This is a genomic window from Leclercia adecarboxylata (genome assembly GCF_035787115.1).
In the GTDB taxonomy this organism is placed as follows: domain Bacteria; phylum Pseudomonadota; class Gammaproteobacteria; order Enterobacterales; family Enterobacteriaceae; genus Enterobacter; species Enterobacter adecarboxylatus_E.
In genome coordinates this window covers 281,845-295,952 of sequence record NZ_JALKTL010000004.1, presented here as the reverse complement: position 1 = coordinate 295,952, position 14,108 = coordinate 281,845, and the positions used below count along the sequence as shown (strand labels likewise).

Below are 14,108 nucleotides of genomic sequence, written 5' to 3'. Positions count from 1 at the left end.
ACAAACTGGCCGGGAAGATGCCCGGCCCGCGCATTAACTCACAGTACAGGTGATAACGTGGATAAGGCTGTCGTCCCGGCGGAAAAGAAGCAGTACCAGGAGATTGGCGAGGATTTACGCGCCCAGATCGTCCAGGGGCACTATCCCGTAGGCTCACGCCTGCCGCCGGAGCGCAATATTGCGGAAACTTACGGCGTCAGCCGCACAATTGTGCGTGAGGCGCTGCTGATGCTGGAGCTGCAGGGCACCGTGGATATTCGTCAGGGTTCCGGCGTCTACGTGATGCGCATCCCCGAAGAGCATGAGCATGAAGAGGAGCGCTTCTTTCACAGCGACGTCGGCCCGTTCGAGATCCTGCAGGCGCGCCAGCTGCTCGAAAGCAACATTGCCGCCTTTGCCGCTAAAATGGCGACCCGGGCGGATATCGACAACCTGCGTCGCATCATCGAGCAGGAGCAGCGGGCGATCGCTGCTAACGACAACAGCCAGGACAACAACAAGATGTTTCATCTGGTGCTGGCGGGGGCGACGCAGAATCAGATGCTGCTGGCCACCGTGGAGAGCGTCTGGCACCACATGGACAGCAGCCCGCTCTGGCAGCAGTTCAACATCCACATCGCCAGCCGGGCGTATCGCCTGAAGTGGCTGGGCGACCGACAGACCATCCTCGCCGCCCTGCGCCGCCGCGACGTGATGGGAGCCTGGCAGGCCATGTTCCAGCATCTGGAAAATGTCAAAAAGAGCCTGCTTGAGCTTTCTGACGAGGACGCCCCGGACTTTGACGGCTATCTGTTTGAATCCGTGCCCATTTTTCAGGGAAAGCTGATGTGAATATTCAACCCTTGTACGCCGCCCCACAGCACGCAAAGCAGGTGATCGACTGGCTGTGGCAGGCCTTTGGCGACGGCGTGCCGCGCGCGTTTTTCGAAAGCGTGGTGACCCACAGCCAGACCCCCGACGCGCTGCCGCTGACCTTTATCGCCACCGAGGGTGAGCGCCTGCTCGGCACGGTAGGATTATGGCGCTGCGATCTGATTACCCGCCAGGATCTGTATCCCTGGCTGGCGGCGCTGTACGTTGATGATGCGGCGCGCGGGCAGGGGCTGGCGGGGAAATTACAGCAGCACGTTCAAAGTCATGCTGCAAAGATGGGCCATCGCGAACTGCATCTCTGGTCTGCCTGTCGCGATTTCTACGAGCGCTACGGCTGGCACTACATCGGTGACGGGCTGGAATATCCGGACAAAACCGTGCATCTCTACCGTTATTCGCTGGCGGACTCTGCCGGTGGCACAACGGAGTGACGTCGCACCAGCGTCGGGCTGAACAGGTGGGTGATCTCCGGCGGCTGGCGTTTATCCGCCAGTGACAGCGCCAGCTCTGCCGCCTGCGTCGCCATGGTGACGATAGGATAGCGCACCGTGGTGAGGCGCGGTCGCACGTAGCGCGAGATCAGGATGTCATCGAAGCCGATCAGCGAAATATCCCCCGGGACATCAATCCCGTTATCGTTCAGCACCCCCATCGCCCCGGCGGCCATCGAGTCGTTATAACAGGCGATCGCCGTAAAATTACGTCCGCGTCCCAGCAGCTCGGTCATCGCCTGCTCGCCGCCGCGCTCGTCGGGTTCACCGTAAGTGACCAGACGATCGTTGCAGGGCAGGTCGTTCTCGCGCAGCGCATCGTAGTAGCCCTGCAGCCGGTCTTCGGCGTCGGAAATGGAGTGGTTAGAGCAGAGGTAACCGATACGGGTATGCCCCTGCTGGATCAGGTGGCGGGTGGCAAGCCAGGCGCCGTAGCGATCGTCCAGCGCCACGCAGCGATGCGCGTAGCCGGGAATAATGCGGTTCACAATCACCATGCCGGGGATCTGCTTCATCAGATGCACCAGCTCCTCATCCTGCAGCTTTTTGGCGTGCACTACCAGCGCCGCGCAGCGATGGCGGATAAGCTGCTCGATCGCCTGTCGCTCTTTCTGCTCGTTGTGGTAGCCATTGCCGATCAGCAGGAAGTTGCCGGTCTGGTAGGCGACCTGCTCGACGGCTTTGACCATCGCGCCGAAAAAGGGATCGGAGACATCGCCCACCACCAGCCCGACGGTATCGGTGGATTGCTGAGCCAGCGCGCGGGCGTTAGCGTTGGGGTGATAGTTCAGGGATTCCATGGCGGCCAGCACGGCCTGGCGGGAAGTTTCACTGGCTTTGGGGGAGCTGTTTATTACGCGTGAAACCGTGGCGACGGAAACACCCGCCATTCGGGCCACATCCTTAATAGTCGCCATTCTCTACCTTCTTATTGGGGTAAGCGTTTACACACCAGATAGTGTTGCGGAAAAGTGAGGCGTATTCAAGCGCAGGGCGGTGAGGCAATTCACAAAGGTGAGAAACGTTAGCGGAAACGGTGTAATCGTTACACAGCGAAGCGTGACAAACGTGGGTGAATTTGAATCTTTGGTTACACTTTGCCTCAGGCTGTTGCGATTGTCTGCTGGCAGGCATTTGGGGCGCATTGCTACATTTGAGATCCCAGAGGTATTGATAGGTGAAGTTGACCCCCGGTTAACTGACACGCTTTACACCAGCCTGCGTTCTTACGCAGGTTTTTTTTGCTTGTTGTTCAATATGTAACAGTCATGGATAAAATTCACACCTGGTTGCACTTCGGCTCATTCCCTTGCTTTTTAACGCTGGTGAAGTTGCTGGCCCGGCGCCACAATCAAGATCCCAGAGGTATTGATTGGTGAGAATTCTTAGTACGTACTGCGTACTCATCTCTTGCACCAACCTGCGCAGATGCGCAGGTTTTTTTTTGTCTCTATCCGGCTGTCGCTCCCTCCGCACTTCTCGTGTAATCTGCCACAATTTACCGTAACCCGGCTAATTGAAAGGCAAAGGGAGTTGAGATGCTATTTGGGTTTTTCCGCACGCTGTTTCGTATCCTTTTTCGCGTCCGTCTGACTGGCGACACCCAGGCATTGCATGCTGAACGCGTTCTTATTACCCCTAACCACGTCTCTTTTATTGACGGCATTCTGCTGGCGCTGTTTTTACCCGTGCGCCCGGTGTTTGCGGTCTACACCTCCGTCAGCCAGCAGTGGTACATGCGCTGGCTGTCGAAGCTGATTGATTTTGTCCCGCTCGATCCCACCAAACCAATGATGATCAAACATCTGGTGCGTCTGATTGGGCAGGGGCGTCCGGTGGTGATCTTTCCGGAAGGACGTATCTCCATCACCGGCTCGCTGATGAAAATTTATGACGGCGCGGGCTTCGTGGCGGCGAAATCCGGGGCGACGGTGGTGCCTGTACGCATTGAAGGCGCTGAGCTCACCTTTTTCAGCCGCCTGAAAGGGCTGGTGAAACAGCGCCTGTTCCCGCGCATCATCCTGCATCTGCTGCCGCCAACCAGCCTGCCTATGCCCGACGCGCCGCGCGCCCGCGACCGGCGTAAAATTGCCGGGGAGATGCTGCATCAGATAATGATGGAAGCCCGCATGGCGGTGCGCCCGCGCGAAACGCTGTATGAATCGCTGCTGTCGGCCATGTACCGTTATGGCGCGAAGAAAAACTGCATCGACGACATTAATTTTGCCCCTGATACTTATCGCAAACTGCTGACCAAAACGCTGTTTGTCGGACGTATTCTGGAGAAATATAGCCAGCAGGGGGAGAAGATTGGCCTGATGCTGCCGAACGCCGGGATCAGCGCCGCGGTGATCTTTGGCGCCGTCTCCCGCGGACGTGTCCCGGCCATGCTCAACTACACCGCGGGGGTGAAAGGGCTGGGCAGCGCCTTCACCGCGGCACAAATCAACACCGTCTTCACCTCACGTACCTTCCTTGATAAAGGCAAACTGTGGCATCTGCCGGAGCAACTCACTCAGGTGCGCTGGGTCTTCCTGGAGGATCTTAAGGCGGAGGTGACAACCGGTGACAAGCTGTGGATTTTTGCTCACCTGCTGGCGCCGCACCTGGCGCAGGTGAAGCAGCAACCTGAAGACGCGGCCGTGATCCTGTTTACCTCCGGCTCGGAAGGGAACCCGAAAGGGGTGGTTCACAGCCATAAGAGCCTGCTGGCAAACGTCGAGCAGATTAAAACTATCGCCGATTTCACCGCCCGGGATCGCTTTATGTCGGCGCTGCCGCTGTTCCACTCCTTTGGTCTGACGGTGGGGCTGTTCACGCCGCTGCTGACCGGCGCCGAAGTATTTCTCTACCCCAGCCCGCTGCACTATCGGGTGGTGCCGGAGCTGACCTATGACCGAAACTGCACGGTGATCTTTGGTACCTCGACCTTCCTCGGCAATTACGCCCGCTTTGCCAATCCGTACGATTTTCATCGCGTGCGTTACGTGGTGGCCGGGGCGGAAAAACTGCAGGAGAGCACCCGCCAGCTGTGGCAGGACAAGTTTGGCCTGCGCATCCTGGAGGGCTACGGCGTAACCGAGTGTGCGCCGGTAGTCTCCATTAACGTGCCGATGGCGGCGAAACCCGGCACTGTCGGACGCATTTTACCGGGGATGGATGCGCGTCTGCTCGCCGTGCCAGGTATCGACGAGGGCGGGCGTCTGCAATTAAAAGGGCCGAACGTGATGAACGGCTATCTGCGGGTGGAAAATCCCGGCGTGCTGGAAGCGCCGACGGCGGAAAACGCCAACGGCGAGGTGGAAACCGGCTGGTACGACACCGGCGATATCGTGCGCTTTGATGACCAGGGCTACGTGCAAATCCAGGGCCGCGCAAAACGCTTCGCCAAAATCGCCGGTGAAATGGTGTCGCTGGAGATGGTCGAACAGCTGGCACTGAACGTATCGCCTGACAAAATGCACGCCACCGCGGTAAAAGCCGACGCCAGTAAAGGCGAAGCGCTGGTGCTCTTTACCACCGACAGCGAGCTGAAGCGCGAGCAACTGCTCCAGCATGCGCGTGAACATGGCATCCCTGAGCTGGCCGTGCCGCGTAATATTCGTTATCTCAAGCAACTTCCGGTGCTGGGCAGCGGCAAACCGGATTTTGTCACCCTCAAAGGTATGGTTGAACAGGCGGAGCCGCATAATGAGTGAGTCAGTACCCACTAACACTTCCGTCTGGTCGAAAGGGATGATGGCGGTGACCGCCGCCCAGTTCCTCTCTGCCTTCGGTGACAACGCGCTGCTGTTTGCCACCCTGGCGCTGCTCAAATCCCAGTTTTACCCCGACTGGAGCCAGCCGATCCTGCAGATGGTGTTTGTGGGCGCTTACATCATTTTTGCCCCTTTCGTCGGTCAGATAGCGGACAGCTTTGCCAAAGGGCGGGTAATGATGTTTGCCAACAGCCTGAAACTGCTGGGTGCCGCCAGCATCTGTTTTGGCGTGAATCCGTTTGTTGGCTATACGCTGGTGGGCATCGGGGCGGCATCTTACTCACCGGCCAAGTACGGCATTCTGGGTGAACTCACCACCGGCGATAAGCTGGTAAAAGCCAACGGGCTGATGGAGGCCTCGACCATTGCGGCAATTCTGCTGGGCTCCGTCGCAGGCGGCGTGCTGGCGGACTGGCACGTGCTGGCAGCGCTGGGCGTCTGTGCCGTGGTGTATGGCGGGGCGGTGATTGCCAACCTCTTTATCCCCAAACTGCCCGCGGCGCGCCCCGGGCAGTCCTGGCGCTTTACGCCGATGACGGCGAGCTTCTTTAACGCCTGTCGGGTGCTGTGGCGTAACGGCGAAACCCGTTTTTCGCTGATGGGAACCAGCATGTTCTGGGGGGCGGGGGTGACGCTGCGTTTCCTGCTGGTGCTGTGGGTGCCGACGGCGCTGGGCATCACCGATAACGCCACGCCAACCTACCTTAACGCCATGGTGGCGGTGGGGATCGTGCTGGGGGCGGGGGCAGCCGCAAAGCTTGTAACGCTGCAAACCGTTGCCCGCTGCATGCCTGCCGGGATCCTGATTGGCATAGTGGTGCTGATCTTTGCGCTGCAGCATGCGCTGTTACCTGCCTATGCGCTGCTGTTCCTGATGGGGATCTGCGGAGGCTTCTTCGTGGTGCCGCTGAATGCGCTGCTACAGGAGCGGGGGAAGCATACCGTCGGCGCAGGGAATGCCATTGCGGTGCAAAACCTCGGCGAAAACGCCGCCATGCTGCTGATGCTCGGGCTTTACTCGCTGGCAGTGAAGGTGGGGGTACCCGTGGTGGGCATTGGCGTCGGGTTTGGTGGCCTGTTTGCGCTGGCGATTGCGGCGCTGTGGGTATGGCAGCGTCGGCAGTGATACAGTGCCGGGGGGCGGCTACGTCTTACCCGACCTGCGAAATCAAAAAGGCAACTTACGTTGCCTTTTTGCTTTTATTACGGTGCCGGGTAGGTATACACCTGATGCACCGCTTCAATCTCCGCTAACACCTCTTCGCTCAACTCCAGATGGAAGCTTTCGACGTTGGTTTTCAGCTGCTCCATCGTGGTTGCGCCCAGCAAGGTGCTGGCAACAAACGGCTGACGGCGTACAAATGCCAGCGCCATCTGGGCCGGATCGAGCCCGTGACGTCTGGCGATATCCACATACGCCGCCACCGCTTTTTGCGTCTGCTCACCGCTGTAACGGGTAAAGCGACTGAAAAGGGTATTACGCGCGCCCGCCGGTTTTGCGCCGTTAAGGTACTTACCGGTCAGCGTGCCAAAGCCCAGGCAGGAGTAAGCCAGCAGCTCAACGCCTTCATATTGGCTCACCTCCGCCAGACCCACTTCGTAGCTGCGGTTAAGCAGGCTGTAAGGGTTCTGAATGGTGACGATACGTGGCAGGTCGTGCTTGTCTGCGAGATGCAGATAACGCATCACGCCAAAAGCCGTTTCGTTAGAAACGCCGATATAGCGAATTTTGCCCGCACGCTGGCATTCGGTTAAGGCTTCCAGAGTTTCCAGCAGCGTGACGACGGGCGCGCTGTCGCTCCAGCTGTAGCCCAGCTTGCCAAAGCAGTTTGTCGCGCGCTGCGGCCAGTGAACCTGATAAAGATCGAGGTAATCGGTCTGCAGGCGCGTCAGGCTGGCGTCCAGCGCCGTGCGAATGTTTTTACGATCGAGGCTCTGGTTCGGGCGGATGCCGCTGTCGTTATTGCGCGACGGGCCGCTGACTTTGGAGGCGACGACGAGCTTTTCGCGGTTGCTGCGCTTTGCCAGCCAGTTGCCGACATAGGTTTCAGTTAACCCCTGGGTTTCCGGACGCGGGGGAACCGGATACATTTCCGCCACATCAATCAGGTTGATGCCCTGGCTGACGGCGTAATCGAGTTGGGCATGGGCATCGGCTTCGCTATTTTGTTCACCAAATGTCATCGTGCCCAACCCCAGTTGGCTAATCTCAAGAGCGCTGTGGGGGATACGGTGATAATGCATAGCCGGCTTCCTTAGTTGACATGTTTTCTGCGTCAGGAAACTCCCGACAAAGGATTGTACCCTAAATAATTCGAGTTGCAGGAAGGCGGCAAAAGAGCGAACCCCAGGAGCATAGATAATTATGTAACCGGGGTGAGCGAGCGCAGCCAACGCACCTGCAACCTGAAGTATGACGGGTATATAAACATGGCAGAGGGAAAGCAAAAGAGGAAGAGAAAAATCAAAAGGCCAGCAAGCTGCTGACCTTTAATATTATCTTTCGATAATCTGTGAAACGTCGTCGCGGTTAATCTGCATATTGTTGCCCTGCTGATCGCGGTAGCTGACCAGACCGGTATCGTCGTCGACTTCGGGTTTGCCGTCGGTCAGAATCATTCGACCATCTTTGGTCGCCATGACGTAATCGCTGCTACAACCAGAAACGGCAAACGCTAAACCAACAGCCGAGATTATTACTGCCCATTTTTTCATCCTTATTACCTCCACCTGGCTCGGGTTACATCTTAGTGTAGTAATAACTCCGCAGTTAGTTTTCTGGAAGCGGTGAAATCTGAAAAAACAGGCAAATATGTGATAAAAGGCAAGATTCTGGTTAAAAAGTCAGGTATTCAAAAGAAAGTGACGTGCCAGCAATGCGCCCGTGAAGTTCTTTTTCAAATAAAAACCCCGGGGCAGCGTCAGGATCGGTTCACCGCGAGCGCCGATGGCCTCGGTAAGCGCTTTGCTGTTTGCCGCCTTAGGTCGCAGCTGGAGCACCTCGCCGTGGCGGGCGGTGATACGCTCAACCTGGCCCAGCACGATCATGTCCATCAGCTCTTCCCAGTCCAGCCGTAGCTGACGATCTTCCTCCTCATCCGGGCTCCAGATCAAGGGTGCCCCGACGCGACGGGCCGCCAGCGGAATCGCGCGATCGCCTTCAACCGGTATCCACAGCACGCGTTTCAGCTTATGTCGTACGTGGCTGCTCTCCCATGTGATCCCCGTATTGCCCGTTAACGGCGCCACGCAGACAAAGGTGGTTTCCAGCGGGCGACCCGCGCTGTCGATGGGAATGGTCTTCAGCTCCACCCCCAGCGCGGCAAAATCCTGTTCAGGTTTACTGCCCGCACTGGCACCCAGCCAGAGTTCCAGTAGTACGCCCGTCCAGCCTTTATCACGCTTAAGATCGGGCGGAATGGGCAAGCCTGCCAGGGCGGCGAGTTCTCCCAGCGAATAACCTGCCAGGCGCTGCGCCTGGTGCAGTAACACCGCTTCCGTGGCGGGGGGCGAAGTCAGGGGAGTGAGGGGAAGCATGATAATTGCCTTTTGGTTAAAAAATGAACAGCAGTTTTCCACCGCACTGAGAGAGTTTATCTTTTTCTTTTGGTATGTGCCAGGTTAATGATTTATATGTACTTTTATGCGATTTTTCCATTATGCCGCCAGGCGGTTATTCAGGTTGTTCAAATCTGGTCACTGACAATAAACAGGATCTTACACCCAGTTATCCACAGAAAAATGGGATAAGTGGGAATAACCCCTACTACTGTTTCCATTTACAGCCTTGACGCGCGACGAAAATCGAAAAATCAGACAAAATATGCCTAACTTATTGGCACAATCTGTGGATAAAACCAACGTTGTTCGATCTTTCATCAGCCCGAAGATCTTTCGGGTGACCTGCATCACACTATGCTGTGTAACCCACAATATTTATAATTTAACTGCATGAATTATAGAGAGTTGTAAAATACATCAATCTCTGCAATATTCAGAGTGGTCCGGGTTGTCCATCGGTAATTCCACACTTCTTCACAACTCTATCCACAGAAAAAGTGAATAAAATTGCCCTTTCGATCGGTTATCTGTTTATAACTCTGATGAAAATTGTGAGTTATTCAAATGTTATTCGGCTCCAGGTCAGAAAGAGAGTGGTTTACCGCCTCACTGGAGTGTGAAACAATCATTTATATATAAGGTTTAGTTTTGGGGTAGTCCGGTGATTGATGACGATGGCTACCGCCCGAATGTAGGTATCGTAATTTGTAATCGCCAGGGGCAGGTTATGTGGGCCCGGCGATATGGTCAGCACTCCTGGCAATTTCCCCAAGGGGGGATTAACCCCGGAGAGTCCGCAGAGCAAGCGATGTATCGGGAGCTGTTCGAAGAAGTTGGCTTAAGCCGCAAGGATGTTCGCATTCTGGCTTCGACCCGCAACTGGTTGCGTTACAAGTTACCGAAGCGTTTGGTGCGTTGGGACACAAAGCCGGTATGTATCGGCCAGAAACAGAAATGGTTTCTTCTGCAATTGGTGAGCAGCGATGCGGATATCAATATGCAAACCAGCAGCACGCCGGAGTTTGATGGCTGGCGCTGGGTCAGCTACTGGTATCCCGTTCGTCAGGTCGTGTCGTTTAAACGCGACGTTTACCGCAGGGTGATGAAAGAGTTTGCAAGTGCTGTAATGATGCTTCAGGAGACCCCTCCTAAGCCGCAGAGCGCACCTGCCTGGCGACGTAAAAGAGGTTAAGCTACGCACATTATGCTCACCCGCCTGCGCGAAATAGTCGAGAAGGTGGCCAGCGCCCCACGGCTCAACGAGGCGCTGGATATCCTGGTCACTGATATCTGCCTCGCGATGGAAACCGAGGTATGCTCGGTCTATCTGGCCGACCACGATCGCAGGTGTTACTACCTTATGGCCACGCGCGGATTGAAAAAACCGCGTGGTCGTACCGTTGCGCTGGCGTTTGATGAAGGCGTGGTAGGTCTGGTCGGGCGTCTGGCTGAACCTATCAACCTTGCTGACGCGCAAAAACACCCGAGCTTCAAATATATCCCCTCCGTAAAAGAGGAGCGCTTTCGCGCTTTCCTGGGCGTGCCGATCATCCAGCGTCGTCAGCTGCTGGGCGTGCTGGTTGTTCAGCAGCGTGAATTGCGTCAGTACGACGAAAGCGAAGAGTCTTTCCTCGTTACGCTGGCCACGCAAATGGCGGCAATTCTCTCTCAGTCCCAGCTCACGGCGCTGTTTGGTCAGTACCGGCAGACGCGCATTCGCGCCTTACCGGCTTCACCAGGCGTTGCGATAGCAGAAGGCTGGATGGACGCCACGCTGCCGTTGATGGAGCAGGTTTACGAAGCCTCGACGCTGGACACGGCCCTTGAGCGCGAACGTCTGACCGGTGCGCTGGAAGAGGCCGCCAACGAATTTCGCCGCTACAGCAAGCGCTTTGCCGCAGGGGCGCAAAAGGAGACGGCGGCGATCTTCGATCTTTACTCGCACCTGCTGTCAGATGCCCGGTTACGCCGGGAACTGTTTGACGAGGTCGACAGAGGTTCGGTAGCGGAGTGGGCGGTCAAAAAGATCGTCGAAAAATTTGCCGAACAGTTTGCCGCCCTGACCGATGGTTATCTGAAAGAGCGTGCCGGGGACCTGCGTACTCTGGGTCAGCGATTGCTGTTCCACCTCGATGATACTATCCAGGCTGCCAATACCTGGCCGCCGCGCTTTGTGCTGGTGGCAGATGAACTGTCTGCCACGACGCTTGCAGAATTACCGCAGGACAGGCTTGCCGGGATCGTGGTCCGCGACGGCGCCGCCAACTCCCATGCCGCCATTATGGTGCGCGCGCTGGGGATCCCGACGGTGATGGGTGCCGATATACAGCCCTCTGCGCTGCACCGGCGAACGCTGGTGGTTGACGGCTATCGCGGCGAGCTGCTGGTCGATCCTGAACCGGTGCTGTTGCAGGAATATCAACGCCTCATCAGCGAAGAGAACGAGCTGAGCCGTCTGGCGGAAGACGACGTTAACCAGCCTGCGGCGCTGAAAAGCGGTGAGCGGATCAAGGTGATGCTCAATGCCGGCTTAAGCCCGGAACATGAAGAGAAGCTGGGCAGCCGTATTGACGGCATCGGTCTCTACCGCACCGAAATCCCGTTCATGCTGCAAAGCGGCTTTCCCTCTGAGGAGGAGCAGGTCGCGCAGTATCAGGGGATGCTGCAGATGTTCAACGACAAACCCGTGACGTTACGTACGCTGGACGTTGGCGCGGATAAGCAGCTGCCCTATATGCCCATCAGCGAAGAGAACCCGTGCCTGGGCTGGCGCGGGATCCGCATTACCCTGGATCAGCCGGAGATCTTCCTGATCCAAGTGCGCGCCATGCTGCGTGCCAATGCGGCAACCGGCAACCTCAGCATTTTGCTGCCGATGGTCACCAGCATCGATGAGATCGACGAAGCCCGACGTTTGATCGAGCGTGCCGGGCGCGAAGTCGAAGAGATGATCGGCTACGAAATTCCGAAACCGCGGATCGGCGTGATGCTGGAAGTCCCGTCGATGGTCTTTATGCTCCCGCAGCTGGCCACTCGCGTCGATTTCATTTCGGTGGGCACGAACGACCTCACCCAGTACATGCTGGCGGTGGACCGCAACAACACCCGGGTGGCGAGTATTTACGACAGCCTGCATCCGGCGATGCTGCGCGCGCTGGCGATGATTGCCCGGGAGGCTGAAGCGAACGGTATTGACCTGCGTTTATGCGGCGAGATGGCTGGCGACTCAATGTGTGTGGCGATCCTGATTGGCCTTGGCTTCCGTCACTTATCCATGAACGGCCGCTCCGTTGCCCGCGTGAAGTACCTGCTACGTCATATCGACTTTGAAGAGGCACAGCAGCTGGCGAAACGCAGTCTTGAAGCACAGCTGGCAACGGAAGTGCGTCATCAGGTGGCGGCCTTTATGGAGCGTCGTGGTATGGGCGGGCTGATCCGCGGCGGGCGTTAGCACCATGTGTCCCTTAGCATCAGAGCTGAGGGATACAAACCCCTATACACATCTTTTACATCTCTGGCGCAACCTCCACGCTCGCATGTGCTATGATTCGCAACTTTGGAGCGCAGGGCAATGCTCTGCGCGCTTCTCTACCGCTGTCCACTTTCAGCGGAATAACAACATCTTGTGGTGACAGATGAACAGTGGCTATCTGCATTTTCCGGAGTTTGATCCGGTCATTTTCTCAGTAGGACCCGTTGCGCTTCACTGGTACGGATTGATGTACCTGGTCGGTTTCGTCTTTGCCATGTGGCTGGCTGGCCGTCGCGCCAAACGTCCCGGCAGCGGCTGGACTAAAGACGAAGTGGAAAACCTGCTGTATGCCGGTTTCCTCGGCGTTTTCCTCGGCGGGCGTATCGGCTATGTGCTGTTTTACAACTTCCCGGTCTTCCTGAACGATCCGCTCTATCTGTTCCGCGTCTGGGATGGCGGCATGTCCTTCCACGGTGGCCTGATTGGCGTCATCCTGGTAATGGTTATCTTCGCGAAACGCACTAAGCGCAGCTTCTTCCAGGTCTCTGACTTTATTGCGCCACTGATCCCGTTTGGTCTGGGTGCAGGTCGTCTCGGTAACTTTATCAACGGTGAGCTGTGGGGCCGTGTTGACCCAAGCGTGCCGTTTACGATGCTGTTCCCGCAGTCCCGTGCCGAAGACATGGCGCTCCTGCCGTCGCATCCGGAATGGCAGTCGATTTTCGACACTTACGGCGTCCTGCCGCGCCATATGTCACAGCTGTATGAAATGGCGCTGGAAGGCGTTGTGCTGTTTATCATTCTTAACCTGTTTATCCGCAAACCACGTCCGACGGGCTCCGTATCAGGTCTGTTCCTGATTGGTTACGGCGCGTTCCGCATCATCGTCGAATTCTTCCGCCAGCCGGATGCGCAGTTTACCGGGGCGTGGGTGCAGTACATCAGCATGGGGCAGATCCTCTCTGTGCCGATGATCGTCGCGGGTATTGCAATGATGGTCTGGGCGTATCGTCGTCCACAGCAACAGGTCTCCTGAGGAATCATGAAACAGTATCTTGAACTGATGCAAAAAGTGCTCGATGAGGGCACGCCAAAAAACGATCGTACCGGCACCGGTACCCTCTCCATTTTTGGTCACCAGATGCGCTTCAACCTGCAGGAAGGTTTTCCGCTGGTCACCACCAAGCGCTGCCATTTACGCTCAATCATTCATGAGCTGCTCTGGTTCCTGCAGGGTGATACCAATATCGCTTATCTGCGTGAGAACAATGTCTCTATCTGGGACGAATGGGCGGACGAAAACGGCGATCTGGGCCCGGTATACGGCAAACAATGGCGCGCCTGGCCTACGCCGGATGGCCGTCATATTGACCAGATCGCTGGCGTGATGAATCAGCTAAAAAACGATCCCGATTCACGCCGTATTATTGTCTCGGCCTGGAACGTGGGTGAACTGGATAAGATGGCCCTGGCCCCGTGCCATGCATTTTTCCAGTTCTATGTCGCGAACGGCAAGCTCTCCTGCCAGCTCTATCAGCGCTCCTGCGATGTCTTCCTCGGCCTGCCGTTCAACATCGCCAGCTATGCGCTGCTGGTGCATATGATGGCTCAGCAGTGCGACCTGGAAGTGGGTGATTTTGTCTGGACCGGCGGAGATACCCACCTGTACAGCAACCACATGGAGCAGACCCATCTGCAGCTGACCCGCGAACCGCGCGCGCTGCCGAAGCTGGTGATCAAACGTAAACCGGACTCCATTTTCGACTATCGCTTTGAAGATTTCGACATTGAAGGCTACGACCCGCATCCGGGTATCAAAGCCCCTGTAGCCATCTGAGGCTGCAATCCTGACACAACCGGCGCACCCTGCGCCGGTTTTTTTATGCCTGTTGTCGCGTTTTGCGAGCCTGCGTCCGCGAGGATTGCAACGTACTGCAATCCCTCACAAAGTGC

12 protein-coding genes are annotated in these 14,108 nt (G+C 56.8%); 8 read left to right on the top strand and 4 right to left on the bottom strand.

Annotation, left to right across the window (positions count from 1 at the left end):
* Positions 1-57: 57 nt before the first annotated feature.
* Together MXM41_RS15235 and MXM41_RS15230 are read left to right on the top strand one after the other, a co-directional pair.
* On the top strand, positions 58-831 hold the full coding sequence (locus MXM41_RS15235) for a GntR family transcriptional regulator (RefSeq protein WP_325932843.1): 774 nt from the start codon (positions 58-60) through the stop codon (positions 829-831).
* On the top strand, positions 828-1,304 hold the full coding sequence (locus MXM41_RS15230; RefSeq protein ID WP_325932842.1) for a GNAT family N-acetyltransferase: 477 nt from the start codon (positions 828-830) through the stop codon (positions 1,302-1,304). Before MXM41_RS15235 ends, MXM41_RS15230 begins: the two co-directional genes overlap by 4 nt.
* Here MXM41_RS15230 and galR read toward each other — a convergent pair.
* Positions 1,265-2,281: an HTH-type transcriptional regulator GalR gene (gene galR, locus MXM41_RS15225; protein ID WP_325932841.1), complete on the bottom strand. Its 1,017-nt coding sequence runs from the start codon at positions 2,279-2,281 to the stop codon at positions 1,265-1,267. The two genes, MXM41_RS15230 and galR, sit on opposite strands and share 40 nt — an antisense overlap.
* A gap of 621 nt (positions 2,282-2,902) precedes the next feature.
* Between galR and aas the strand changes: the two genes are divergently transcribed.
* Positions 2,903-5,062, top strand: coding sequence for a bifunctional acyl-ACP--phospholipid O-acyltransferase/long-chain-fatty-acid--ACP ligase (gene aas, locus MXM41_RS15220; RefSeq protein ID WP_325932839.1), 2,160 nt, complete (start codon positions 2,903-2,905; stop codon positions 5,060-5,062).
* A complete protein-coding gene (lplT, locus tag MXM41_RS15215; RefSeq protein WP_325932836.1) occupies positions 5,055-6,248 on the top strand; it encodes a lysophospholipid transporter LplT in 1,194 nt (397 codons plus the stop codon). Before aas ends, lplT begins: the two co-directional genes overlap by 8 nt.
* A gap of 77 nt (positions 6,249-6,325) precedes the next feature.
* On the opposite strand, the gene MXM41_RS15210 is transcribed toward lplT, so the two are convergent.
* The 3 genes from MXM41_RS15210 to mutH form a co-directional block, all read right to left on the bottom strand.
* Positions 6,326-7,366, bottom strand: coding sequence for an NADP(H)-dependent aldo-keto reductase (locus MXM41_RS15210; protein WP_325932833.1), 1,041 nt, complete (start codon positions 7,364-7,366; stop codon positions 6,326-6,328).
* A 252-nt stretch (positions 7,367-7,618) separates the two neighbouring features.
* Entirely contained in the window at positions 7,619-7,837 is a 219-nt protein-coding gene (ygdR, locus tag MXM41_RS15205; protein ID WP_032613767.1) for a lipoprotein YgdR, read from the bottom strand.
* 129 nt (positions 7,838-7,966) lie between these two features.
* The gene (gene mutH / locus MXM41_RS15200; protein ID WP_325932829.1) at positions 7,967-8,659 is read right to left on the bottom strand and encodes a DNA mismatch repair endonuclease MutH; all 693 of its coding nucleotides are present in this window, start codon (positions 8,657-8,659) and stop codon (positions 7,967-7,969) included.
* Positions 8,660-9,344: 685 nt separating this feature from the next.
* Here mutH and rppH point away from each other — a divergent pair.
* From rppH to thyA, 4 genes are all read left to right on the top strand, one after another.
* Positions 9,345-9,875, top strand: coding sequence for an RNA pyrophosphohydrolase (gene rppH, locus MXM41_RS15195; protein WP_325932828.1), 531 nt, complete (start codon positions 9,345-9,347; stop codon positions 9,873-9,875).
* Between the two features lie 12 nt (positions 9,876-9,887).
* Entirely contained in the window at positions 9,888-12,134 is a 2,247-nt protein-coding gene (gene ptsP / locus MXM41_RS15190) for a phosphoenolpyruvate--protein phosphotransferase (protein WP_325932827.1), read from the top strand.
* 184 nt (positions 12,135-12,318) lie between these two features.
* Positions 12,319-13,191: a prolipoprotein diacylglyceryl transferase gene (lgt, locus tag MXM41_RS15185; RefSeq protein WP_325932826.1), complete on the top strand. Its 873-nt coding sequence runs from the start codon at positions 12,319-12,321 to the stop codon at positions 13,189-13,191.
* A 6-nt stretch (positions 13,192-13,197) separates the two neighbouring features.
* Entirely contained in the window at positions 13,198-13,992 is a 795-nt protein-coding gene (gene thyA, locus MXM41_RS15180; RefSeq protein WP_325932825.1) for a thymidylate synthase, read from the top strand.
* Positions 13,993-14,108 lie beyond the last annotated feature (116 nt).